23 protein-coding genes are annotated in these 22695 nt (G+C 71.6%); 14 read left to right on the forward strand and 9 right to left on the reverse strand.

What is annotated here, in order from left to right:
• On the reverse strand, nucleotides 1-191 hold a 191-nt coding region (locus tag IE258_RS28595), incomplete at its 3' end, for a LacI family DNA-binding transcriptional regulator (protein WP_189748158.1).
• Nucleotides 192-229: 38 nt separating this feature from the next.
• Nucleotides 230-1174 (reverse strand): endonuclease/exonuclease/phosphatase family protein, encoded by a 945-nt coding sequence (locus IE258_RS28600; protein ID WP_229892492.1) that lies wholly within the window; start codon nucleotides 1172-1174, stop codon nucleotides 230-232.
• 260 nt (nucleotides 1175-1434) lie between these two features.
• Here IE258_RS28600 and IE258_RS28605 point away from each other — a divergent pair, with 260 nt between their 5' ends.
• The 4 genes from IE258_RS28605 to IE258_RS28620 all read left to right on the forward strand — a co-directional run bounded on the left by IE258_RS28605 (nucleotide 1435) and on the right by IE258_RS28620 (nucleotide 6028).
• Nucleotides 1435-3159, forward strand: coding sequence for a carbohydrate-binding module family 20 domain-containing protein (locus IE258_RS28605; RefSeq protein WP_189748160.1), 1725 nt, complete (start codon nucleotides 1435-1437; stop codon nucleotides 3157-3159).
• Nucleotides 3160-3340: 181 nt separating this feature from the next.
• Nucleotides 3341-4444 carry a C40 family peptidase gene (locus tag IE258_RS28610; RefSeq protein WP_189748162.1) on the forward strand — a complete coding sequence of 368 codons (1104 nt, stop codon included), beginning with the start codon at nucleotides 3341-3343 and terminating at the stop codon, nucleotides 4442-4444.
• Nucleotides 4445-4448: 4 nt separating this feature from the next.
• Entirely contained in the window at nucleotides 4449-5381 is a 933-nt protein-coding gene (locus IE258_RS28615) for a hypothetical protein (protein ID WP_189748164.1), read from the forward strand.
• Nucleotides 5382-5434: 53 nt separating this feature from the next.
• Entirely contained in the window at nucleotides 5435-6028 is a 594-nt protein-coding gene (locus tag IE258_RS28620) for a GNAT family N-acetyltransferase (protein ID WP_189748166.1), read from the forward strand.
• On the opposite strand, the gene IE258_RS41780 is transcribed toward IE258_RS28620, so the two are convergent.
• Nucleotides 6016-6150: a hypothetical protein gene (locus IE258_RS41780; RefSeq protein ID WP_268256348.1), complete on the reverse strand. Its 135-nt coding sequence runs from the start codon at nucleotides 6148-6150 to the stop codon at nucleotides 6016-6018. The genes IE258_RS28620 and IE258_RS41780 overlap by 13 nt on opposite strands.
• Before the next feature lie 81 nt (nucleotides 6151-6231).
• Nucleotides 6232-7407, reverse strand: a complete 1176-nt coding sequence (locus IE258_RS28625; RefSeq protein WP_189748168.1) for a Cmx/CmrA family chloramphenicol efflux MFS transporter — start codon at nucleotides 7405-7407, stop codon at nucleotides 6232-6234.
• A 310-nt stretch (nucleotides 7408-7717) separates the two neighbouring features.
• Between IE258_RS28625 and IE258_RS28630 the strand changes: the two genes are divergently transcribed.
• From IE258_RS28630 to IE258_RS28640, 3 genes are all read left to right on the forward strand, one after another.
• Nucleotides 7718-8908, forward strand: a complete 1191-nt coding sequence (locus IE258_RS28630) for a winged helix DNA-binding domain-containing protein (protein ID WP_189748170.1) — start codon at nucleotides 7718-7720, stop codon at nucleotides 8906-8908.
• A gap of 143 nt (nucleotides 8909-9051) precedes the next feature.
• Nucleotides 9052-9324, forward strand: coding sequence for a DUF4190 domain-containing protein (locus IE258_RS28635; RefSeq protein ID WP_189748172.1), 273 nt, complete (start codon nucleotides 9052-9054; stop codon nucleotides 9322-9324).
• Between the two features lie 334 nt (nucleotides 9325-9658).
• A complete protein-coding gene (locus IE258_RS28640; protein ID WP_189748174.1) occupies nucleotides 9659-10195 on the forward strand; it encodes an EF-hand domain-containing protein in 537 nt (178 codons plus the stop codon).
• Here IE258_RS28640 and IE258_RS28645 read toward each other — a convergent pair.
• Nucleotides 10192-10575, reverse strand: coding sequence for an ATP-binding protein (locus IE258_RS28645; RefSeq protein WP_189748176.1), 384 nt, complete (start codon nucleotides 10573-10575; stop codon nucleotides 10192-10194). The two genes, IE258_RS28640 and IE258_RS28645, sit on opposite strands and share 4 nt — an antisense overlap.
• A gap of 271 nt (nucleotides 10576-10846) precedes the next feature.
• On the opposite strand from IE258_RS28645, the gene IE258_RS28650 reads away from it, so the two are divergent.
• Nucleotides 10847-11704, forward strand: coding sequence for an aldo/keto reductase (locus IE258_RS28650; RefSeq protein ID WP_189748178.1), 858 nt, complete (start codon nucleotides 10847-10849; stop codon nucleotides 11702-11704).
• A gap of 70 nt (nucleotides 11705-11774) precedes the next feature.
• Nucleotides 11775-12707 carry an aldo/keto reductase gene (locus IE258_RS28655; RefSeq protein ID WP_189748180.1) on the forward strand — a complete coding sequence of 311 codons (933 nt, stop codon included), beginning with the start codon at nucleotides 11775-11777 and terminating at the stop codon, nucleotides 12705-12707.
• Between the two features lie 18 nt (nucleotides 12708-12725).
• Here the strand turns inward: IE258_RS28655 and IE258_RS28660 are convergent, their stop codons facing one another.
• Nucleotides 12726-13160, reverse strand: a complete 435-nt coding sequence (locus IE258_RS28660; protein WP_159325980.1) for a VOC family protein — start codon at nucleotides 13158-13160, stop codon at nucleotides 12726-12728.
• A gap of 224 nt (nucleotides 13161-13384) precedes the next feature.
• Between IE258_RS28660 and IE258_RS28665 the strand changes: the two genes are divergently transcribed.
• The 4 genes from IE258_RS28665 to IE258_RS28680 all read left to right on the forward strand — a co-directional run bounded on the left by IE258_RS28665 (nucleotide 13385) and on the right by IE258_RS28680 (nucleotide 17665).
• Nucleotides 13385-14161, forward strand: a complete 777-nt coding sequence (locus IE258_RS28665) for a (5-formylfuran-3-yl)methyl phosphate synthase (protein WP_189748182.1) — start codon at nucleotides 13385-13387, stop codon at nucleotides 14159-14161.
• A gap of 8 nt (nucleotides 14162-14169) precedes the next feature.
• Entirely contained in the window at nucleotides 14170-15573 is a 1404-nt protein-coding gene (locus IE258_RS28670) for an aldehyde dehydrogenase family protein (protein WP_189748184.1), read from the forward strand.
• A gap of 1 nt (nucleotide 15574) precedes the next feature.
• A complete protein-coding gene (locus tag IE258_RS28675) occupies nucleotides 15575-16666 on the forward strand; it encodes an NAD(P)-dependent alcohol dehydrogenase (protein WP_189748186.1) in 1092 nt (363 codons plus the stop codon).
• A 90-nt stretch (nucleotides 16667-16756) separates the two neighbouring features.
• Nucleotides 16757-17665 carry a class I SAM-dependent methyltransferase gene (locus IE258_RS28680; RefSeq protein ID WP_189748188.1) on the forward strand — a complete coding sequence of 303 codons (909 nt, stop codon included), beginning with the start codon at nucleotides 16757-16759 and terminating at the stop codon, nucleotides 17663-17665.
• A gap of 30 nt (nucleotides 17666-17695) precedes the next feature.
• Here IE258_RS28680 and IE258_RS28685 read toward each other — a convergent pair whose 3' ends face one another.
• Nucleotides 17696-18004, reverse strand: coding sequence for a helix-turn-helix transcriptional regulator (locus IE258_RS28685; protein ID WP_189748189.1), 309 nt, complete (start codon nucleotides 18002-18004; stop codon nucleotides 17696-17698).
• A gap of 98 nt (nucleotides 18005-18102) precedes the next feature.
• Here IE258_RS28685 and IE258_RS28690 point away from each other — a divergent pair, with 98 nt between their 5' ends.
• On the forward strand, nucleotides 18103-18486 hold the full coding sequence (locus IE258_RS28690; protein ID WP_189748191.1) for an STAS domain-containing protein: 384 nt from the start codon (nucleotides 18103-18105) through the stop codon (nucleotides 18484-18486).
• Between the two features lie 252 nt (nucleotides 18487-18738).
• On the opposite strand, the gene IE258_RS42100 is transcribed toward IE258_RS28690, so the two are convergent.
• Together IE258_RS42100 and IE258_RS28700 are read right to left on the reverse strand one after the other, a co-directional pair.
• The gene (locus tag IE258_RS42100) at nucleotides 18739-18900 is read right to left on the reverse strand and encodes a hypothetical protein (protein WP_229892493.1); all 162 of its coding nucleotides are present in this window, start codon (nucleotides 18898-18900) and stop codon (nucleotides 18739-18741) included.
• 299 nt (nucleotides 18901-19199) lie between these two features.
• The gene (locus IE258_RS28700; RefSeq protein WP_189748193.1) at nucleotides 19200-22661 is read right to left on the reverse strand and encodes a DNRLRE domain-containing protein; all 3462 of its coding nucleotides are present in this window, start codon (nucleotides 22659-22661) and stop codon (nucleotides 19200-19202) included.
• Nucleotides 22662-22695: the final 34 nt, after the last annotated feature.

A 22695-nucleotide genomic window follows, 5' to 3' on the forward strand; every position in this document is an offset into this window, starting at 1 on the left:
AGGACCAGGCCGACCAGGCGGGCGCGCTCGCCCCGCAGCTGGGTCGGCCGCTCGTAGCCCAGCACGTCCAGCGCGCTCAGCACGGACTGCCGGGTCGCCTCCGAGACCCCCGGCTTGCCGTTGAGCACCCGGCTGACCGTGGCCTCGCTGACCCCAACCTTCTTCGCCACCTGAGCAAGTCGTCGCGTCACGCACGAAAGGCTAACGCAAACACCGCAAGCCCCTTGCTTCAATCCCAGATGACCCGGGCGACGACCGGAAGGTGGTCGCTGCCGGTGGCGGGCAGGGTCCGGACGGCGCCGACGGTCCCGGCGCGGGCCATCACCTGGTCGATCCGGGCCAGCGGGAATCCGGCCGGGAAGCTGAAGGCCAGGCCCCGCTCGGCCACGTTCAGCGAGTCGGTCAGGGGGGCCAGCGCCCGGTCGTCGACCGTGCCGTTCAGGTCGCCCAGCAGGACCACCCTGCGCAGCTCCTCCTCGGCGAGGGCGTCGCCCAGCAGACCGGCGCTCTCGTCCCGGCGGGAGGACGTGAGGCCGCTCGCCCCCACCCGGATCGACGGCAGGTGCGCGACATGGACGGCGACGGCACCGCGCGGCGTGTGTGCCACGGCGCGCAGCCCCCGCTCCCACACCTCGTCGATGCCCCGCGGTTTGATGTCGAGGGGGCGGGAGCCGGTGAGCGGATACTTCGACCAGAGTCCGACGGTGCCCACGACCGTGCGGTACGGATAGCCGGGGGCGAGGGTCTTCGCGTAGACGTCCAGCGCCGGCGGCACCAGCTCCTCCAGCGCGATCAGGTCGGGCTCGGCACCGGCCAGGGCACGCGCCGTGCCCCCGGGATCGGTGTTCTCGTCGCTGACGTTGTGCTGCACCACGACCAGGTCCCCGGAGCCGGGCTCCGGCGCGGGCAGGAGCAGCCCGCCGAAGAGGTGTGTCCAGGCGGCCACCGGCAGCAGCAGGGCCAGCAGCGCGAGTGCCGAGCGGCGCACCAGGGCCAGGACGAACAGCACCACGACGACCACGCCGAGCCACGGCAGGAAGGACTCCAGCAGGCTCCCCAGCCCGCCCACGGCGTTGGGTACGGAGCCGTGGAACGACAGCAGGAGTGCGGTGACCACCGCGACCCCGGCAAGCACCCGTCCACGCCCTCGCGTCCAGGCGGCCCAGTCGGTCATCGCGGCCCCATCTCCTCGTCCTCGGCGGAAAATTGCAGAAATCTCTTACAGCGGCGCGGAGTTGCCCGTGGGCGGCGGTGTCGTGAAGGGTTTCGACAGGACGTGTCCAGAAGGTTGACCGTGGTTGAACCCCGCCCTTACGGTCACGACCGCAACCTCTTGCAGTCGTATTGCTGCAAGGCATTGCAAGCGTGTGCCGACTCCCCGGACACCCCCGGCACCGCACTCCGGGACACCCGCATCCTCACACGGGAGGCTCCATGCACGGGAAATCCAGCACAGCGCGAAGAGTCACCGCCACGGCTCTGGCCCTCACCGCCGGCGTGGCCGGCAGCCTCCTCGCCACCGCGGCACCGGCGCAGGCATCGCCGCCCGGTGACAAGGACGTCACCGCGGTGATGTTCGAGTGGAAGTTCACCTCCGTCGCCCAGGCGTGCACCGACACGCTCGGACCGGCCGGTTACGGCTTCGTCCAGGTCTCGCCGCCCCAGGAGCACATCCAGGGCGGGCAGTGGTGGACCTCGTACCAGCCGGTGAGCTACAAGATCGCGGGCCGGCTCGGTGACCGCGCCCAGTTCAAGAGCATGGTCGACACCTGTCACGCGGCCGGGGTGAAGGTCGTAGCCGACTCGGTCGTCAACCACATGTCGGCCGGCAACGGCACGGGCACCGGCGGCTCCTCGTACACCAAGTACAACTATCCCGGCCTCTACTCGTCCAACGATCTCGACAACTGCACCTCGCAGATCAGCAACTACGGCGACCGCTTCAACGTCCAGGAGTGCGAACTGGTCGGCCTCGCGGACCTGGACACCGGCGAGGACTACGTACGGGGGAGGATCGCCGGCTACCTCAACGACCTGCTCTCCCTCGGCGTCGACGGCTTCCGCATCGACGCGGCCAAGCACATGGCCGCCGCCGACCTCGCCGACATCAAGTCCCGGCTGAGCAACCCGAACGTGTACTGGAAGCACGAGGCGATCTACGGCGCCGGCGAGGCGGTCTCCCCGAGCGAGTACCTGGGCAGCGGCGACGTACAGGAGTTCCGCTACGCCCGCGACCTCAAGCGGGTCTTCAACGGCGAGAACCTCGCCTACCTGAAGAACTTCGGCGAGGCATGGGGCTACATGCCCTCGGACAAGGCAGCCGTCTTCGTCACCAACCACGACACCGAGCGCAACGGCGAGACCCTCACCTACAAGGACGGCGCCACCTACACCCTGGCGCACGTCTTCATGCTGGCCTGGCCGTACGGCAGCCCCGACGTCCACTCCGGCTACGAGTTCACCGACCACGACGCCGGCCCCCCGAACGGCGGGCAGGTGAACGCCTGTTACAGCGACGGCTGGAAGTGCCAGCACGCCTGGCGCGAGATCTCCTCCATGGTCGCGTTCCGCAACAGCGCGGGCGGTCAGGCCGTGACCGACTGGTGGGACGACGGCGGCGACCGGATCGCCTTCGGCCGCGGCTCCAAGGCGTACGTCGCCATCAACCACGAGGGCACCGCGCTGACCCGTACGTTCCAGACGTCGCTGCCCGCGGGGGACTACTGCGACGTCCAGTCGGGCAAGGGTGTCACGGTCGACGGGGCAGGCCGGTTCACCGCGACCCTGGGGGCCGACACGGCCGTCGCCCTGCACGTGGGCGCCCGCACCTGCGCCGGCGGAGGCGACCCCGGCGACCCCGACCCGGTGTCCTCGGGAGCCTCCTTCGCGGTCAACGCCACCACCAGCTGGGGCCAGAACATCTACGTGACCGGCGACCGGCCCGAACTGGGAAACTGGAACCCGGACAGTGCCCTCGCACTGGACCCGGCCGCCTACCCGGTGTGGAAGCGCGACGTCGAACTCCCCGAGGGCACGGCCTTCGCGTACAAGTACCTCCGCAAGGACGCGGCCGGCAACGTGACCTGGGAGAGCGGCGCCAACCGCACCGCGACGGTGAACACCGCGAAAATCACTCTCGACGACACCTGGCGCAACTGAGCACCGCCCGATGAACAGTTGCGTGTGAGCAAGCTGACACACACGGGGAGACCGAGGTGGGCCGTTCGGGGGAAGGTAGTGTGTTCAAGGCTCGAACGGCCCACCGCGTGACCCGCGGTGGCGACCGCGGCGGCAGCCGTCCGTCTGAGCCGCCCGCACGCGACCTCTGAAAGTGGAGCTCATGAACGTGTCGACCGGCGGCAGACGGTTACTGAGCCGGAGCGCCACAGCAGCCCTCGTCTGCGCGATCCTCCTGTCGCCCGGTCCCGGCTACGCGGCCCCGAACGAACCCGACCCCCAGGACGACAGGTCGATCGAGGACATCCGCGCCGAACTGGACGGCCTCTACCGCGAGGCGGAGGTGGCCACCGAGGCGTACAACGCCGCCAACGAGAAGGCGGCCAAACAGGAGAAGCGCCTGACGACCCTGCGCAAGGACCTGACCCGGGCCGAGAAGCGGGTGAAGGACCTGCGCGACCTCGCCGGCGCGGCCGCCCGCACCCAGTACCGCGGGGGCGATCTGGCCGCCACCGGCATCCAGTTGCTGCTCGGCGACCACCCGGAGCAGGCCCTCGACGAGGCGTCCCAGGCCCGCCAGGCCATGCGCGGACTGGTCAACGTCTCCGAGACCCAGAAGACCGCCCGCGAGGAGCTGAGCGAGCAGACCGAGGCCGCCACGAAGGAACTGCGCGAGCTGAAGAGCAGCCGTGCGGACAAGGCCGCGGCCAAGCAGAAGATCGAGAAGAAGATCGCCACGGCCGAGGGGATCGAGGCGGGCCTCGAAGAGGAGCAGACCCGCAGACTGGCCGCGTTGGAGCGGCAGCGGGCCCGCGAGGCAGAGGCCAGGTGGACGGACTCCGGCGGCTCGTCCGGCAGCCCGGCGGGGAAGGGGAAGGGCGGCGGGGGAGCACCGGGCGGCGGGACGCAGGCGAGCGGTGCGGCCGGGAAGGCCGTCGGCTTCGCCATGGCGCAGATCGGCAAACCGTACGTGTGGGGCGCCGTGGGCCCGTCGTCGTACGACTGCTCCGGACTCACCTCCGCGGCCTGGGCGGCGGCCGGGCACCCCATTCCCCGCACCTCGCAGGCGCAGTGGGGCGGACTCACCCGCGTCAGCCTGTCCTCGGCCCGTCCCGGAGACCTGATCATCTACTACAGCGACGCCACCCACGTGGGCATGTACATCGGAGGCGGACAGATCGTCCACGCACCACGGCCCGGCCGCAACATCACCACCGCGCCGGCCGCCTCCATGCCCGTCCTCGGCGTCGTACGCCCCGGAGCCTGACCGCATGACCCACTCCCTGACGCCCCGTGACAAGGGGAACCTGCCCGCCCTCGGTGCCCCGCCGCTGATCCGCCTCGACGCCTACGTGGCCGAGGACGGGTCGACGGTGGTCAACGGCCACCTGCTGGACATGGGCGGCACACGGCCGCCCAACGAGACCATCCTCGACGCCGTCGCCATGTTCGCCCGCACCCTGGGGGCGCCGGTCGCGGCCACCGTCATCGACCGCACCGCGCAACAGGTGGCGCGGCTGCGGGTGCACCCCGACGGCTCGAGCCGGACCATCGGCGAGGACGAGGACCTGCCGCCCGGTCGCGAGCGCACCGCGGCCGAGGAGGAGGCGTTCCCGCCGCTCGCCCGCGTCGAGCGGATCATCCAGCACGCCCAGCGCGAGGAGCTGCACGCCGCGTTCGTCCTGGCCAGCGCGCTGCGGGAACACCTCACGCTGCGCCGCGGGGCCGAGGACGAACTGTCCCTGGAGGCACGGGCGATCGAGGCGTATCTCGCGTACCTGCGCGGCGACCACATGCTCTCCACCGTCCTCGCACTGACCGTCGCCCGCATCCGCTGCCGCACCGACCTGAACCGGGCCGCCCCCGACGTGGCCCGCGCCACCGCGGCCTGGCAGCGGCTGTGGGACGAGGGCCAGGTGGCCACCCGCGGGCAGGAACTGCTGCACATGTGGGAGCGGCTGTCCGCGGCGGGCCTGCTGCAGGAGGCGTCCCACCACGCCATGGCCCAGGCCGTGCGGAGCCGGCTCGCCCAAGGCGGTCGGTCCGTACCGCAGGGCTCCGCGCCCGCGGCGGCGGCCCTGACCGCGGGTCCCGGCCAGGCTGCGGCACCCGCCGCTCCGGAGGACAAGCCCCTCAAGCCCACCCGGCGCGGTCTGCGGCGCTTCACCCGCCGGGCCGGCCGGTCCCCGGGGCAGTCCTCCTGAGGGACCGGTGCAGCCGTCTTCAAGTGGTCGTTCGGGTACGCCAAGATGCAGACATGACAGAGGGATCTCTTTCCAGGCTTCCGCGCGAGAACATCGAACTGCCGGGCGGTGCCGTGCTGCGACGGCGCTCGACGGTGTCCGACGACGCGTTCATCGACGCGGTCGCCGCCGACGTCGGGCACCTCGGTGAGTGGCTCCGCTGGGCCCAGCATCCGCCCACCCGGGAGGAGACCGAGGGTTTCCGTGCCGAACAGGACGCGGACTGGGACGCCGGCCGGTCGTTCGTCTACGTACTGACCCCGGCGGACCGTTTCGACAAGGTGCTGGGCGGGGGCGCCATGTTCCCGAACGGCGAGGACGGCGTCCTGGAGATCGGCTACTGGGTCTGCTCCCCGGCCACCGGCCGCGGTCTCGCCACCCGGGCCGCGGCCGCGCTGACCGAGGAGGGCCTCGGCCTCCCCGGCATCAAGGCCATGGAGATCCACTGCGACCAGGCCAATGTCCGAAGCGCCGGGATCCCGCCCCGGCTCGGCTACCGGCTGCTCCGCATAGAACCGGACGAGCCGCAGACCGCGGCGGAGGCCGGACAGAGCATGGTCTGGCGCCACGACGGCGCCGGACCACGCCCCCTGCTTCAGGCGCCCTGACTGTTGCTGTCGCCGGTGGTCTCCTTCTTGTCCAGCGGACGGATCTCGATCTTCTGCGCCATGCCGCGTCCTTCCGTTGAAGCCGGTGTCACGGTGAGGGAGGTGCGTGGTGCGTCGTCCATGGCGCGAGGTGCGTGATGTACGACGCGAGGTGCGTGATGCTGGATGTGCTCATGCCAGAATTCGGCAGGGTGTCGCACTTGTCAACGGCCCGAATCCGTCGGGAGGTTGCTCACCGCGCGGCGGGAGGTGAACGCGACGAGCAGCGCGACGGCGACCAGGAAGCCGCTCGCCCAGAGCGGGCCGAGGTCGCCGGACGTGGTGCCGAGGGTGCCCGCGGCGACCAGGGGCCCGACGACGGCGCCCACGTTGAGGGCGGCGGTCGCGTACGAGCCGGCCATGGTGGGCGCACCCGCCGCCTCGTAGAGGACCCGCGCGATCAGCGTGCTGCCCAGCGCGAACGACAGCGCGCCCTGCACGAACACCACGGTCAAAAGTGCGACCGGCCGGTCGGCCAGCACCGCCAGGGCCGGCCAGCCGATGAGCAGCAGCGGGCCCCCGACCGCGAGGACGGCGGCGGGGCGCCGGTCGGACAGCCGTCCGGCGACGGTGACGCCCACGAAGGAACCGGCGCCGAAGAGCACCAGGGCGACGGAGACCCACAGTTCGCCCAGTCCGGCGGTGTCGGTCACGACGGGGGCGAGGAAGGTGAAACCGGCGAAGGTCGACGCGTTCACCAGTGCGCCGAGCAGCATGACGAGGAGCAACCGCCCGGTTCTGAGCTGGGCGAGCTCGACGGACAGGGAGGGCCCGTCGGCCGCCGAGTCCCGCACCCGGCCCGCCGGGATCCCCGCCAGTACTCCGAGGGCCGCGGGCAGGCAGAGCAGGGCGACGGCCCAGAACGTGGCCCGCCAGCCGAGCAGGGTGCCCAGGAGCGCCCCGCCGGGGACACCGGCGACCGTGGCCACCGTCGTACCGGACAGCAGCACGGCCAGCGCACGCCCCTTGCGGTCGGCCGGGACCAGTGCGGCGGCGGCCGTCAGGGCGACCGCGAGGAACCCGGCGTTCGCCAGCGCGGCCACGACCCGGGTGGCCACCAGGACCGGGAAGCTCGTGGTGAGGGCTCCCACGGCGTGCGCCGCCGCGAAGGCGAGGACGAACGCGAGGAGGCCGGCGCGCCGGGGCCAGCTGCGGGCGAGCGCGGCCACCAGGGGAGCGCCGACGACCATGCCGATCGCGAAGGCAGAGGTGAGCGTGCCCGCGGTCCCGACGCCGACGCCGAGGTCCGAGGCGATGTCCGGCACGAGTCCGGCGAGCATGAACTCCGAGGTGCCCATGGCGCAGACGGCCACGGCAAGCAGGTACAGGGGAAGAGGCATCGAGTGGCTCCGAGGCGAGGAGAAGCACGAGAGAGGTCATCTCGTCACCACGGCCGGCCCTCCGGCGCGCACCCGTGCGACCGCGGAACGCGGTACGGCGCAGCGCTGCGAACTCAGTGATTCAGGGGGCTGACGGGGTGACCGAAAGCTCCCACCCTGTCCGACTCGGGACTCGACATGCCTCGCACGGTACCCGAACGCACCCCGTCGAGGCACCTCGGTTCGGCCGCGGGTGCGGCCCGCTCCGCCCTACGCTTCCCCTCTGGCCGGCCAGCGGGTACGGGCCCCATGACACGAGGGAGTGACGGACATGCGGCGTATCGATGTGGCGGAACGAAGGGCGCGGCTCGGCGTACGGCACCGGCTGGCGGTCGCCGCCCGCGCGAAGAACCCGGTCGAGGTGGCCGGTGACCTCGTCGCGCTGCACAGCACCGATCCGTCCTCCGTCTACCTCGCCACCTGGGCACGGACGAACGACGGCTCGGTACGGGACGTGGCACACGCCCTGTACGAGGACCGCACCCTCATCCGGCTGCTCGGCATGCGCCGTACCGTCTTCGTGACCACCCTCGACACGGCCCCGGTGGTGCAGGCCGCCTGTTCGCGGGCGGTGGCCGCGCGCGAACGCCGCAAGCTCCTCGGTCTCCTGGCCGCGTCCGGGGTCGCGGACGACGAGGAGGGGGTGCGCACCTGGCTGGCCGAGACCGAGGACATCGCCGTACGCGCGCTCGCCGCACGGGGCGAGGCGACGGCCGCCGAACTCGCCGGCGACGACCCGCGCCTGAGCACGACGGTCACCCTCTCGGCCGGCAAGAACTACGAGGGCACGCAGAAGGTCGCGAGCAGGCTGCTGCTCCTGCTGGCCGCCGAGGGACGCGTGGTACGCGGCCGGCCGCGCGGCTCCTGGACCTCGCACCAGTACCGCTGGGCACCCCTGACCGACTGGTTCCCCGGCGGCCTCGCCGAACGGGACACCCGCGAGGCGGAGGAGGAACTGGCCCGGCGCTGGCTGCGAGCCTACGGCCCGGCCACGGCGGACGACCTGCGCTGGTGGGCGGGGTGGACGAAGACTCAGGTCAAGCGCGTACTGACGGCACTCGAGCCGGTCGAGGTCGAGCTCGACGGTAGGACGGGCCTGCTCCTGCCCGACGACCCGGAGGAGACGAAGCGGCCGGAGCCGTGGGCCGCGCTGCTCCCCGCGCTCGACTCCACCCCCATGGGCTGGCACGAGCGCGACTGGTTCCTCGGCGACCACGGCCCGCGCCTCTTCGACCGGGCCGGGAACATCGGCCCCTCGCTGTGGTGGGACGGCCGCATCGTCGGCGGCTGGGCCCAGGACGGCAGCGGCGAGATCGTGTGCCGCTTCCTGGAGGACGTCGGTTCGGAGGCCGAGGCGGCGGTCCGCGCGGAGGCGGAGCGCCTCGCCGTGCCCCTCGGCGACGTCCGGCTGGCCGCCCGCGCGCGCGGCCGCACGTGGCTGGAGGACGAACTGGCAGGCTGAGCCCGGCTTGTAGGCGGTCTGCGGCGCGAAATGGGCGCGTGGGCAAGGGACATGACGACCTGTAGGTGTGAATCGAGCGCAAGGGGCAACTCGGAGTTCACCGAAGGAGAAACCCACTGATCCACGACAGCTCGGGAGAAAGCATGGCGACCTACAGCAGAACGGGAACCCGGAAGGGCGGCAGGACCAGCGGTCTGGCGATCGCCGGACTGGTCTGCGGCATCGTCGGACTCTTCATCCTGCCGATCGTCCTGGGCCCGCTCGCGATCGTCTTCGGTGCCGTGGCACTGCGGCAGACCGGATCCACCATGGCCAAGTGGGCGCTCGGCCTCGGAGTGGCCGACATCCTGCTCATGATCGTGATGTTCGCCGTGGCCGCCAGCAACGGAGGCAGCTTCTCCTGGCACATCGGCTGACGCCGCACGCTCCGCCGTTCACCACGGTGCCCGCACCGCTTCCCGGAAGCGGTGCGGGCACCGTGGCGCGTCCGCGGCCCGATCCGCCGGACGGGCCGGGTCCGGACGGACACTCCGGTACCCGCTGCCGGGGCGCTCACCGGCTCGCACGCGCACCGATGGTGTCCAGGACGACGTCGCTTCACACAACGGCCGCGTGAGTTCCGCCCGTTCGTGTGCTCCCGGCCTCTTTCGCCGACGCGGCGGTGCGACCGGGGCCGATAGTGGACGAGCCGCCGGCCGCGAGGCCGGTGCGCTCCGACGTCAGACATCCCCCGAAAGTCCGAGGTGCACCGTGACTCCCACCAGCGAGGCGACGGACCGTGTCCAGTTGGTCTTCTCCCTCTTCGACGCCGACGGCAACGGCTATCTGGAGCAGGCCGACTTCGACCTGATGAGCGACCGCGTCGTGGCGGCCGTACCCGCGGCCGACGACGCGGTGAAGGAGCGCCTCAGCGCCTCCTTCGGCCGCTACTGGGACACGCTCCTGACCGAGTTGGACGCCAACGGCGACGGACGGATCAGCCCCGAGGAGTTCACATCCGTCGTCCTCAACCCGCAGCGTTTCGACTCCGCCGTGGACGAGTTCGCCGAGGCGCTGGCCGCGATGGGGGACCCGGAGGGCGACGGTCTCGTCGCACGGCCCGAGTTCGTCGCGCTGATGCTCGCCATCGGTTTCGAACGGCGCAACGTCGACACACTGTTCGACGCGTTCGGTCCGGACGAGGGCGACCGCATCCGGGTGGTCACCTGGGCGGACGGCATCCGGGACTACTACCGGCCCGAGAAGTCCGGCATCCCCGGCGACCATCTGACCGCACCGACGGGCTAAGACCGACGGCCGTCGGGTCCGGACACGTCGGGCGGGCGGAAGCAGGCGACGACGGTCTTGCCGTAGGGGCAGGGGCGCGCTTCCCAGCTGTCGGCGAGGGCGTCGACCAGGAGGATGCCCCGCCCGCCGAGGCGTTCGGCGCTCGGCGGGCGCGGGGTGGGCAGGTGGTGTGAGGCGTCGTGGACGGCGACGTGCAGGCAACGCGTGTCCCACGTCAACACCAGCTGCGCGTTGCTGTGGGCGTGGACATGGGCGTTGGTGACCAGTTCCGAAACGGTCAGGAGCACCGCGTCGACCGTCTGCGGAGCGGTTTCCGTCCAGCCGAGCACCTTCAGGCGCTCGCGGGACCAGTCCCTCGCCGCCTTCACGTCGCTGCTCATCGGAAGGGACCGCGCCCAACCCACTGCCCTGACCGACGATTCGTCCACCTGCGCGGCACCTTCCGTGGTCCCGGGGCGAGTCCTTCTCCAGTCGCGTGTACCCCGACTCCTGCGCACCACCGGATCCATATCCCGTACTTCTGAATCCCAGAAACAAGAGCTGTTGGATTTCTGGATCGACGATTCCTAGAGTGATCGACGGTTCCTGGAACGACCACGGGAACTCGCGCGGCACCGCGCGCTCGGCAGAGCGGCCAGGACGAGGAGATCCATGCAGCAGCGCACCATCGGCGACCGGTCCGTCTCCGCGATCGGCCTCGGCGGCATGCCGATGTCGATCGAGGGGCGTCCGGACCCGGAGCGGTCGATCGCCACCATCCACGCCGCGCTCGACGCGGGCGTCACCCTCGTCGACACGGCCGACTCCTACCACCGCGACGCCAACGAGGTGGGCCACAACGAGGAACTCGTCGCCCGCGCACTGCGCGAGTACGGCACGGGCGCCGCCGACGTCCTGGTCGCCACCAAGGGCGGACACCTGCGCCCCGGCGACGGCACGTGGACGCGCAACGGGGACCCCGGGTACCTCAAGCGCGCCGCCAAGGAGTCCGCCCGTCGCCTCGGCGTCGACGCGATCGGCCTCTACCAGTTCCACCGCCCGGACCCGGCCGTCCCGTACGCCGACTCGGTCGGCGCGCTCCGCGAACTGCTCGACGAGGGCGTCATCCTCATGGCCGGTATCTCGAACGCCGACGTCGCGCAGATCGACGAGGCCCGCGACGTGCTCGGCGGTCGGCTCGTCTCGGTGCAGAACCAGTTCTCGCCCGCCTTCCGCTCCAGCCGGTCCGAACTGGAGCACTGCGCCGGTCTCGGTATCGCCTTCCTGCCGTGGAGCCCGCTCGGCGGCATCGCGAACGCCAAGGACCTGGCGGCGCGTCACGCGGCGTTCGGTCAGGTCGCCGACGAGGTCGGCACCAGCGTCCACCAGGTCGCGCTCGCCTGGCAGCTCGCACTCGCGCCGGTGGTGATCCCGATCCCCGGCGCCTCGCGCCCCGCGAGCATCCGCGACTCCGCCGCCGCGGCCGACCTCGAACTCACCGCCGACCAGGTCGCGCTCCTGTCCGCCTGATCCGGCGCCGCCCTGGCCGTGTCCGCCCGGGCCGTCTCCCGACCCCTCCGAGCCACAGCGAAAGAGCCGCATGAAGACCTTCACCCTGCCCGGCACCGACATGACCGTCCCCAACGTCGTCCTCGGCCTGATGCGTATCCAGGAGATGAGCGACGACGCCGTGCGCACGCTCGTGCACACGGCGCGGGAGGCCGGCATCACCTTCCTCGACCACGCGGACGTGTACGGCTCGGACAGCCACGGCTGCGAGCGCCGCTTCGCGCAGGCCATGAAGCTGAGCGCCTCGGAGCGCGAACGGTACGTCATCCAGACGAAGGCCGGCATCGTCAAGGACGGCCCGTACTTCGACTTCTCCTACGAGCACATCGTGGAGTCGGTGAACGGCTCGCTCGAGGCGCTGGACACCGACTACCTCGACATCCTGCTGCTGCACCGTCCCGACGCGCTCGTCGAACCGGAGGAAGTGGCCCGCGCCTTCGACGACCTGTCGGCCGCCGGCAAGGTGCGTGCCTTCGGCGTCTCCAACCAGACCCCCCGGCAGCTCGACCTGCTGCGCAAGTACGTGACGCAACCGATCGTCGCGAACCAGCTCCAGCTGTCGATCACGCACGCTCCGATGATCGCGCAGGGTGTCGCCGCCAACATGCAGGGCCTCGACCAGTCGGTCGTGCGCGACGACGGCATCGTCGACTACTGCCGCCTGCACGACATCACCGTCCAGGCGTGGTCGCCCTTCCAGGCCGGGTTCTTCGACGGCCCGTTCCTCGGCTCGCCCCGCCACCCCGAGCTCAACGCCGTGATCGACCGCCTGAGCGACAAGTACGGGGTGCCCGCCGAGGCGATCGCGGTCGCCTGGATCACACGCCACCCCGCGCGGATGCAGGTCGTGCTCGGCACCACCACGCCGGAGCGGGTCGCCGCCGCCGCGCTCGGCTCGGACCTCCCGCTCACCCGGCCCGAGTGGTACGAACTGTTCCGCGCCGCCGGCTACACGGTGCCGTAACCGGCGGAAGGGCAGGCCTCAGTCGAGGCAGAACTCGTTGCCCTCGACGTCCTGCATCACGATGCACGACTCGTTCTCCTCGTCGGCGAGCAGCACCCGCTCGCGCACCGCACCGAGCGCGACCAGCCGCGCGCACTCGGCCTCGAGCGCGGCGAGACGCTCCTCGCCGACCAGTCCGGTCCCGACCCGCACGTCGAGGTGCACCCGGTTCTTGACCACCTTGCCCTCGGGAACGCGCTGGAAGAACAGCCGCGGCCCCACACCGGAGGGGTCACTGCACGCGAACCACGCGTCCCGGTCCGCCGCAGGCAGGGAGCCGTTGTAGTCGTCCCAGGTGGCGAACCCCTCCGGCGGCGACGGTGCGACGTAACCCAGCACCTCGCACCAGAAGCGGGCGACGCGCTCGGGTCGGGCGCAGTCGAAGGTGACCTGTACCTGCCTGATCGATGACATCCGCGCACCTTAGCAGGGCACTTCGACGCTCGGATCACCCGTGGGACCGCCGCGCAGACGGCGCGTTGCGCCGGGCGCGGACCGGTCCCGGCAACGACCCATTCGTCACCCCGCGCGCCCTGCCGGGCCCCGACGGCCACGGAAATGATGTGCGGACCGCACGTGAGACAGGCGGATCCGCACACCTGCTCCGGCAGGTGGCCATGGAGGGGAAGGGTCCCACCTTGTTGCTTCTCATCTCTCCGGACAGCGTCGAGGAAGCCCTCGAATGCGCGAAGGCGGCCCAGCACCTGGACATCGTCGACGTCAAGAAGCCCGACGAGGGCTCCCTCGGGGCCAACTACCCGTGGGTCATCCGCGAGATCCGGGCGGCGGTGCCGGCGGACAAGCCGGTCTCCGCCACCGTGGGAGACGTTCCGTACAAGCCCGGGACGGTGGCCCAGGCGGCGCTCGGCGCGGCCGTCTCCGGAGCCACCTACATCAAGGTCGGCCTCTACGGGTGCACGACGCCCGAGCAGGCCGTCGACGTCATGCGAGGGGTGGTCCGCGCGGTCAAGGACTTCAGGCCGGACGCCTTCGTCGTCGCCTCGGGCTACGCCGACGCCCACCGGATCGGCTGCGTCAATCCGCTGGCGCTGCCGGACATCGCCCGCCGCTCCGGATCCGACGCGGCCATGCTCGACACCGCGGTCAAGGACGGGACCCGGTTGTTCGACCACGTCCCGCCCCCGGTCTGCGCGGAGTTCGTGCGACAGGCCCACGAAGCCGGCCTCCTCGCCGCACTGGCGGGCAGCGTCAGAAGCGGCGACCTCGCAGACCTGGCACGCATCGGGACGGACATCGTCGGAGTGCGCGGCGCGGTCTGCGAAGGGGGCGACCGCAAGGCCGGACGGATCCGACCGCACCTGGTGGCCGCGTTCCGGACACAGATGGACCAGCACGTCCGAAACCACGCGGCGACCGCGACCGCTCCGGCGACCGCGCCGGCGCCCGCGAGTTGAGCGCAGACATGGCGACATCAGGCCGCCGAGCCGTGTCCGGGAGCGGTGACCGGCACTTCGCGGTAGTCGATCCGGCGACGGGCGAGGTCTTCGACGAGGCCCCGGACCAGACACCGGACGCATTGGACGCCCTGGTCGAGCGCGCGCACACCGCCTGGCGCGGCTGGCGGGCCGACCCGGCCGCCCGGACCACCGCGCTGCTCGCGGCGGCCGACGCCGTGGAGGCGGCCGAAGCCGACCTCGCCCCACTGCTCACCCGTGAACAGGGCAAGCCGCTGACCGAGTCGTACGCGGAGGTAGCCCGCACGGCCGCCCGGATGCGCTACTTCGCCGAGCTGAAGCAGGGGGCGCGGCCGATCGCGGACGGCCGGGCCGTGCGCAGCGAGATCCGCTGGCGGTCGCTCGGGCCCGTCGCCGCGATCGTCCCGTGGAACTTCCCCCTCCAACTGGCCTCGGCGAAGTTCGCGCCGGCGCTCGCGGCCGGCAACACGGTGGTCCTCAAACCCTCCCCGCACACACCCCTCGCCACGCGGCTGCTGGGAGACGTCGTCGCGGGCGCGCTGCCCGAGGGCGTGCTGACGATCGTCACCGGTCACGAACCGCTGGGCGCCCGCCTCGCGTCGCACGAGGGCATCCGCCACGTGACCTTCACAGGCTCCGCGCCCGCCGGGCGGGCCGTCGCCCGGGGCGCGGCGGCCTCGCTCGCCCGGGTCACCCTGGAGCTGGGCGGAAACGACGCGGCCATCCTGCTGGAGGACGTCGACGTCGAGCGGATCGCGGACCGCCTGTTCTGGGCCGCGTTCCGCAACTGCGGTCAGGTCTGCATGGCGGTCAAGCGCGTCTACGCCCCGGCCCGCCTCTACTCCCAAGTCGTCGAGGCCCTCGCCGACCGGGCGAAGGCGACGGTGGTCGGGCCGGGGCTCGAACCCGGCTCGCAACTCGGGCCGCTCAACAACGCGGCCCAGTTGTCCCGGATCGAGGACCGCACGGCACGCGCCCTCGCGAGCGGTGCCCGGGCCGCCGCCGGAGGCCATCGCCCTGGACTGCCCGGGTACTTCTTCGCACCGACCGTCCTGGCCGACGTACCGCCGGACAGTCCCGTGGTGACGGAGGAGCAGTTCGGACCGGTGCTGCCCGTCCTGCCGTACGACAGCCTGGACGACGCCGTCGAGGCGGCCAACGGCACCCGGTACGCCCTGGGCGGCTCGGTGTGGTCGGGCGATCCCGAGCGGGCCGAGGCGGTGGCGGACCGCCTGGAGTGCGGGACGGCATGGATCAACCACCATGCCGAACTGTCCCTCGCCCAGCCCTTCGCGGGCGCCAAGGAGAGCGGCGTCGGCGTCGCGGGCGGCCCCTGGGGCCTGCACGGAAACCTCAGACCGTTCGTCGTGCACCGGCGGGAGGAGACCTGACGTGAAGTTCCGTGCGGCCGTGCTGCGCTCCTACGACGCGCCGTTCGCGCTGGAGGAGGTGATGCTGAGCGAGGGCCCGGCCGACGGGGAGGTGGTGGTGCGGATCGCGGGCTGCGGAATGTGCCGGACCGACCTCGCCGTGCGACGCTCCGCGGGCCGCAGTCCCCTGCCGGCCGTGCTCGGTCACGAGGGCGCGGGAGTCGTGGTCGAGACGGGCGGCGCGGCCACCGGTCTGCACGTCGGCGACCACGTCGTGTTGAGCTTCGACTCCTGCGGGCACTGCCGCGCCTGCCTGGGCGCCGCCCCCGCGTACTGCGACTCCTTCGCCGCCCTGAACCTCTTCGGCGGACGCGAGGAGAGCGCCTCCCGGTTCACCGACGCGGCCGGGGGAGCGCTGGCCCCCCGCTGGTTCGGACAGTCCTCCTTCGCCGAGTACGCGAGGGTGCCGGCCCGCAACGCCGTACGGGTGGATCCGGCGCTGCCCGTCGAACTGCTCGGCCCGCTCGGCTGCGGCTTCCTCACCGGGGCCGGGGCGGTCCTCAACTCGTTCGGCGTCGCCCCCGGCGACACCCTCGCGGTGTTCGGCGCGGGCGCCGTCGGGCTGGCCGCGGTGATGGCGGCCACCGCGGCGGGGGCGACGACGGTGGCCGTCGACCGGAACCCCGAACGCCTGGCGCTCGCCGAGCGGTTCCACGCCATCCCGCTGCACGCCGGGGCGAGCGACCTGCCCGCACGCATCCGACGGCTGACCGACGGCGGCGCCCGGCACGCACTGGACACCACGGGCGACGGCGCGCTGATCAACGACGCCCTCCGGTCATTACGCCCCACCGGACATCTCGGACTGGTGGCACGGCTGCACACCGCCCTGCCGCTCGCACCGGGAACCCTGGACCGGGGCCGCAGCATCTCGCACATCTGCGAGGGCGACGCGGTCCCCGGCCTCCTCGTCCCGCGGCTGACGGCGCTGTGGCAGGACGGGCTGTTCCCCTTCGACCAACTGATCCGCACCTATCCGCTGGCGGACATCAACGAGGCCGAACACGACTGCGACGCGGGCCGTGTCGTCAAACCCGTACTGATCCCCGAGTGACCACGGGACCGATGCCCGAGTGATCACGGGGCCGACCCGCCGGCGGCCGCTCGTGCCGCCCCCTCATCCACGACCGACATGGGAGAAAGCATGGCCGACACCGCACAGCGAGACACCGATGTGGAAGGCGTGGAAGGGGGCGTCGGGGTGACCGCGCTCCTCGTGGCGGCGGCCCGGGCGATCGAGACCCATCGCGCCGACAGCCTGGCCCAAGACGTCTACGCCGAGCACTTCGTACGTGCCGCACCGGCGTCCGCGGGCTGGCCCGTGCGCCTGCGCCAGGTGCCCGACGGGGACGCGAACCCACTGTGGGGGAGGTTCGCGCGCTACTTCGGACTGCGGACGAGAGTCCTCGACGACTTCCTCCTCGACTCGCTGCACGCGGGCGGCGCCCGCCAGGTGGTGCTGCTCGGTGCCGGACTGGACACCCGCGCGTTCCGCCTCGACTGGCCCCCCGGATGCGTCCTCTACGAGATCGACAGGGACGGCGTACTGGCCTTCAAGCACGAGGTGCTCGGCGCCGCTTCCGCCGTGCCGCGGACCACCCGCGTACCGATCCCGACCGATCTGCGCGAGGACTGGGCCGGCGCGCTGACCGACGCCGGCTTCGACCCGGCGGCACCCACCGTCTGGCTGGTCGAGGGGCTGCTGTTCTACCTGCCCAGTGCGGCCGAGACGTACCTGATCGGTGCGGTGGACCGGCTGAGCGCACCGGGGAGCGCCCTGGCCTACGAGGTCAAGCTCGACAAGGACCTGCTGGAACACCGCGACAGCCCGCTCTACACCTCGACGCACCACCAACTCGGCATCGACCTGCTCGACCTGTTCAGCAGGGAACCGCGTCCCGACTCCGCGGCCGCCCTCGGGGACCGGGGCTGGACCACCTCGGTCCACACCCCCTTCGACTTCACCCGCCGCCATGGACGCGGTCCGCTGCCCGAGCAGAACGACGCGCTGGGAGGCAACCGCTGGGTGTTCGCGACCAGGCCGCGGCCGTGACGACCCCGCGGGCGGTCGGACACCGTCACCTCACGGTGTCTTCTCGTCCTGCACGAGCAGCGAGAGCAGCGAGGCCACGGTCAGGTCCGCTTCGGCGGGATGGCGCAGGACCTTGTCCGGCTGGATGCGGTAGGTGTTGGTGCGTCCGTCGCGGGTGTGGGAGAGGTAGCCGTCCTGTTCGAGGTCGGCGATGATCCGCTGGACGGCGCGCTCGGTGAGCCGGCAGTGGGCGGCGATGTCGCGGATCCGTACGTTCGGATTGTCGGCGATGGCCGCCAGCACGCGAGCGTGGTTGGTGACGAACGTCCATCCGGAATGAGGCTCGGGCACTTCTACCATGGACGGCATTCTAGAGAACGGCTTTGCGTGAACCTCGATACGTGACATACTTTTCGTGCAATTGAGGACGGGAGCTCTGTGCGGACGAAGGAGGGAACGTGTCTTTGAGCGAAGCGGGCGCCGGGCACACCGACGCTGCCCACGTGAGCCGCCGGCAGGGCTCCGAGCAGCCGTCGGTCGTGCGGTACGTGTGTGGCGGCGCCCAGGTCGTCGGCGCCCGCGGCTCCTTCGACCTGAGCTCGATCGCCCCTCTGACGGAGGCGCTGGACAGGGCGGCGGCGGAGCACTCGAAGGTGGTCCTGGACGCTTCCGGCATCACCTTCGCCGACTCGAGCCTGTTGAACCTGCTGATCCTCACCCACCGGACGGTCGACCTCCGCGTGGCCGCGCCGACCCGGCAGCTGTGCCGCCTCCTGGAGATCACCGGAGTCGACGCGCTGCTCACGGTGCGCTCGACGGTGGAGGAAGCCGCCGCCTGCTAGTCCCTCCCGGTCCGCCTGGCCGTCATCGCCGTACTTCTTGGGGCAGGGCGGTGCTCGCCGTAGGCTCTCCGCTCCTCCTCTTCGCCGCGTGGCGCCTGACCACCGGCCGGTGGGACCCGGCCGCGGGTCAGGCTGCAGGGGGCAGCCCGAGGAAGGGAGCGGGGGTGGGCTTGCGGGCCATTGCGACCTCTGATGTCAGCAGTCGGTACTCCACCTGCACGGGCAGGATCGCTCCGGTCCAGCGGGTGCCGATCATCTCGATCGCCGTGCGAAAGCGCACGCAGACCGGGTGCGCTTGTCGTCGTCGAGGAACTGCTGCACGAAGGGGATGGACACCGCCTCGAAGACGGGCGTCATCTTCAGCGTGGTGACCACCTGCTTGATCATCTGCGCCGCGCTCGTGCCCGCGGACACGAGCTCCGCCGGGACCTGGTCGACGCACTGGACCGGCGGGACCGTGACGAGGCACTGCGGCTGAGACGCCCAAGGGCCGCGACCTGGAGCCGGTCCTCGACGCGATCATCGCGTGGGCACACACCTGGATCCCCTTGCCGGACCCCGCCCCGGCGTCCTGAAGCTCTGCGGGTCCATCAAGGCGAGCGACGGCCCGGGCCCGGACAGGCCGGCACGGGCCTCGACGCGGCTCCGGGCCGCCCTGGCCGCCCGGACCCTGGTCCTCCTCGCCATGCTGCACGCCCGCGCTTCGTGCGGCGTCAGCCGATGGCGAGGCGCGTTTTCCAGTAGCTCGCGGCGCCGATGATCTGCGTGCCGGAGCCGGCCAGCACGGTCCGGCCGCCCGCGTAGAACCTCACGGACCCGTCGGAGCGCACGGTCCAGATGTCGGGGATCGCGTCCCCGTTGACGTCCGGCGTGCCGATCAGATGCGGGATGCTCCCGCTGCCCCAGCCCGAGGCGCCGTACTCGGTGTCCACGCCCCCCGCCGAGTTGACCGCGGCGGCCAGCGAGGTGAGGTCCACCCCTCCGCCGGAGGCCGCGATGCCCTTGCGGAGCAGCAGCCTGCCGGTGACATCGGTGCGGTAGACGAGGTCGGTGACGCCGTCGCCCGAGACATCCTGGACGGTGACGATGTCGCGTTCGGTCCAGGGGGACGAGGACAGGCGGGTGGCCTTGTCCATCGAGGCGCCGTTGTAGCCGGTGAACACCCACAGCGCGTCACCCACGGTGGCGAAGAAGTCGGTCAGACCGTCTCCGGTGGCGTCGCCCGCCGCCACGATCTGTGTGAGATCGGCGGGGGCGGGCGCACCGGCCGGCAACAGGATCTCCCGTCGCTTGTCGATGTTGACGGCCCCGTAGCCGTCGCCGGGATACACCCAGAGCCTGCCGCCGACCCGGACCACCAGGTCCTGGAGGCCGTCACCGCCGTAGACGTCGCCGTTGTGCGTGATCAGAGCGCCCTTGAAGTGTCCCGAGGGCGCGGCGACGAAGGGCGGCAGATCGTCTCCCTGCGGGTCCTTGTCGGGGTTGCCCCGGTAGGCGCCGGACATGGAGTAGTCCAGGTCCCCGCTGCCCTTGGCGAGGTCGTTGGTGGCCTGCGAGGGGTAGAGGGCGAGGTTGCCGCCCTCCGTGATCACCATGAGGTCGGCCAGCTTGTCGCCGGTGAAGTCTCCCGGTGCGTCGGCCTGGTCGCGGGGCGAGACGTAGAAGAAGTACTTCGTCGGCTCCGAGACGTTGCCCGCACCGTCGACCGCCCGGACGTAGAGCACATTGGGGCCGGCGGTCGGCGGCTTGGCGTTGCTGATGGTGGCGCTGACGGTGGTGGCCGTGCCGGCCGTGCGGGCGAGCGAGAACGGATAGCTGGCGGAGTTGAATCCGTACTCATAGCGCACGGCGTCGGTGTTGAGCGCGCGGACGGTGAACGAGCCGGGGGTGCCGAACTTCTTGCTGCTCCAGTTCGCGTCCTCGGCGTCGTTGCCGAAGCCGTTCTCATTGCCGTCGGCGTTCGGGAAGTCGGTGGAGCTGACCTTCGGCGGCTTGGGTGCCGAGGTGTCCAGGATGAAGCGGCAGGGCGTCTTCGCCGGAGAATAGGCCGAGGTGGCTCCGGCGTCGTCGACGGCCCTCACCCGCCAGGAGTAGAGGGTGCCGTTGGTGAGCCTGCTCGTCGAGAACGCGGACGTGGTCCGCAGGGCCGTGCCGGTGTCCCCGCCGACGGACACCTTTCCGGTTGAGCCGAGGAGATCGCCGGAGGTGGACAGCTTGTTGGTCGGCCAGAGGTCGAAGTCGAGGTAGTCGAGGTTCTTGTCCTTGTCCGACGCCTTCGCGGTGAAGGTCAGGCTGCCCGAACCCATGCGGACATACGGCTCGGTGGTGGTGCACTTGGCGTCCGGACCGAGATCCAGGGATGTCGGCGCGTTCGGCTTGCGGTTGTACACGAGCTCCAGGACGGGGGCGTTGTCACCGTTGGCCTGGAACTTCTTCCAGGCGTACTGGGAGTGCTCGTCCCGGGCACGGAGTCCGAAGGTGATGCTGCCCTTGCCCTGGTCGGCCTGCTTCTGGGCGGCCTTGCGCACGTCGAAGGTCTCGTAGGCGTCGCGGCAGCCGGACTTGTAGCCGTGCGCGAAGCTCTTGGTCGCGAACTTGTTGCCGTCGTGCAGCTTGGGCGCGTTCTTCCAGTTGGTGTGCGAGTTGACCGGTCCGGTCAGGTGCACGCTCATCGACCGGGCGCTGCAGGACCAGGAGTAGGTCTCCAGCATGCGCAGCTTCGCGCTGGTGATCTGGGCCCCCTTGAGATCCTTGTCGAAGGCGATGTTGAAGTACGACCGGGAGGTGCCCCATGTGTCGGACTCGAAGCCGACGCGCGCGTCGTGCGTACCGCCCTTGTTGAAGCCCTTGCCGTTGTAGAACGTGGCGTTGGGATGGCGGCTGTACGCGGTGGTCCAGTTCTGGGTGTGCTTCTTGACCGAGGGGTCGATGAACACGGGGTAGGTGGTGGCCGGGTCCGCGAGGAAGGACTGGTCGGGGGTGAGCGTCCAGGTGGCTCCCGACAGATCGGCGTCGACGAGCTCGCCACGGGAATCGGGGGAGGGGCCGTCGAGGGACGGCAGGCTCAGTGTCGCCGCCGGGCCGGTCTGCGAAGGCGCGGGTGCCGGTTCCGGCGGTGCGGAGGGCAGCGGGGACTCGGACGGTGCCACCTGGGGGCCGTCGGTGGCGGACGGCAGTACCTCGGCGTACGGGTCGGTCTGCTCGTCCGCCTCGACGGGCGCCTCCACGGACGGGCTCGGGCTCTCCTCGGGCGTGGGGCCGGGTGTCTCCGTGGGGCCGGGCGTCTCCGCGGCGGTCGGCTGGGCCGTGGCGCCCACCGTGCTGTCGGTGACGGCCGGGAGCCCGCTGCTGTCCCACATCAACGGCGTCGGGGAGGTCGCGACCTCGTCGCCGTAGGCGCTCTCGGCCGTGAGGATTTCGGAGACCGGATCGAGACGGAAGGTGAGGTCCGGGGAGGTGATGCCGTACGCCAGCGCCTTGGCGCGCGGGTCGGCCGCGGCCTGGCGATTCTTCAGCACCACGAGCTGGGCGAATCCGTCGTCGTCGGCGGTCAGCACCAGGTCGGCCCCCGGGAAGATCTCCGGGTACAGCGCGCGTGAGCCGTCGATCACGGGAGCCGGGACGGTGCCCGGCCAGGTCAGCTCGATGGTGTATCCGTCGACGTACAGCGTCGCCAGAGGTGTCTGCGTCTCGGCTGCCGCCGCCTTCCCCGCGACGAGGGAGACCCGGTGCGCTCCGGCACGCGAGGCACGGCCGCCGGCCCGTTGCCCGGAACCGGCGGAGAAGACCATCCGGGTGTTGGTGGCCCTGGGCTCCCAGCCGTCGGCGGTGCGGTGCAGATCACGGTCGATGGCCGTCCACCGGCCGTCCACCTTGGCCCGGACCGGCGAGGAGTACAGCTGCTTGGCCATGAGCCCGTCGGGCCGGGCCCAGGTGGTGGAACGGGGCGTCCGCAGCGCTGTCACCTCGACCGGCTTGCCGCTCTTCGCCGCGCGGGAAATCGCCTCGGCCTCGTTCACCGGCCCGGTGTGACGGCCGCGTCCCGCGTCGTCACGGCCCGCGGAGTCCTCCGTGCCGAGGCCCGCACAGCTGAGGGTGATCGCCACGAGGGCCGCGGCGACGGCCGTCGCCGCGGTGGCCCGACGGCCGCGCCCGAGGCGCCAGTTGCGCTTCATGGTTCGGTGGTTCCCTTCCCCCCTGGAACCGGCG

It is taken from the genome of Streptomyces tendae, from assembly GCF_014650435.1.
GTDB classification, from domain to species: Bacteria; Actinomycetota; Actinomycetes; order Streptomycetales; family Streptomycetaceae; genus Streptomyces; species Streptomyces tendae.

Bases quoted from the DNA above. Each gene is read 5' to 3' on its own strand.
- IE258_RS28600 (WP_229892492.1), bottom strand. From the start codon at position 1,174: ATGACCGACTGGGCCGCCTGGACGCGAGGGCGTGGACGGGTGCTTGCC.
- IE258_RS28605 (WP_189748160.1), top strand. From the start codon at position 1,435: ATGCACGGGAAATCCAGCACAGCGCGAAGAGTCACCGCCACGGCTCTG.
- IE258_RS28610 (WP_189748162.1), top strand. From the start codon at position 3,341: ATGAACGTGTCGACCGGCGGCAGACGGTTACTGAGCCGGAGCGCCACA.
- IE258_RS28615 (WP_189748164.1), top strand. From the start codon at position 4,449: ATGACCCACTCCCTGACGCCCCGTGACAAGGGGAACCTGCCCGCCCTC.
- IE258_RS28620 (WP_189748166.1), top strand. From the start codon at position 5,435: ATGACAGAGGGATCTCTTTCCAGGCTTCCGCGCGAGAACATCGAACTG.
- IE258_RS41780 (WP_268256348.1), bottom strand. From the start codon at position 6,150: ATGGACGACGCACCACGCACCTCCCTCACCGTGACACCGGCTTCAACG.
- IE258_RS28625 (WP_189748168.1), bottom strand. From the start codon at position 7,407: ATGCCTCTTCCCCTGTACCTGCTTGCCGTGGCCGTCTGCGCCATGGGC.
- IE258_RS28630 (WP_189748170.1), top strand. From the start codon at position 7,718: ATGCGGCGTATCGATGTGGCGGAACGAAGGGCGCGGCTCGGCGTACGG.
- IE258_RS28635 (WP_189748172.1), top strand. From the start codon at position 9,052: ATGGCGACCTACAGCAGAACGGGAACCCGGAAGGGCGGCAGGACCAGC.
- IE258_RS28645 (WP_189748176.1), bottom strand. From the start codon at position 10,575: ATGAGCAGCGACGTGAAGGCGGCGAGGGACTGGTCCCGCGAGCGCCTG.
- IE258_RS28650 (WP_189748178.1), top strand. From the start codon at position 10,847: ATGCAGCAGCGCACCATCGGCGACCGGTCCGTCTCCGCGATCGGCCTC.
- IE258_RS28655 (WP_189748180.1), top strand. From the start codon at position 11,775: ATGAAGACCTTCACCCTGCCCGGCACCGACATGACCGTCCCCAACGTC.
- IE258_RS28660 (WP_159325980.1), bottom strand. From the start codon at position 13,160: ATGTCATCGATCAGGCAGGTACAGGTCACCTTCGACTGCGCCCGACCC.
- IE258_RS28670 (WP_189748184.1), top strand. From the start codon at position 14,170: ATGGCGACATCAGGCCGCCGAGCCGTGTCCGGGAGCGGTGACCGGCAC.
- IE258_RS28680 (WP_189748188.1), top strand. From the start codon at position 16,757: ATGGCCGACACCGCACAGCGAGACACCGATGTGGAAGGCGTGGAAGGG.
- IE258_RS28685 (WP_189748189.1), bottom strand. From the start codon at position 18,004: ATGGTAGAAGTGCCCGAGCCTCATTCCGGATGGACGTTCGTCACCAAC.
- IE258_RS28700 (WP_189748193.1), bottom strand. From the start codon at position 22,661: ATGAAGCGCAACTGGCGCCTCGGGCGCGGCCGTCGGGCCACCGCGGCG.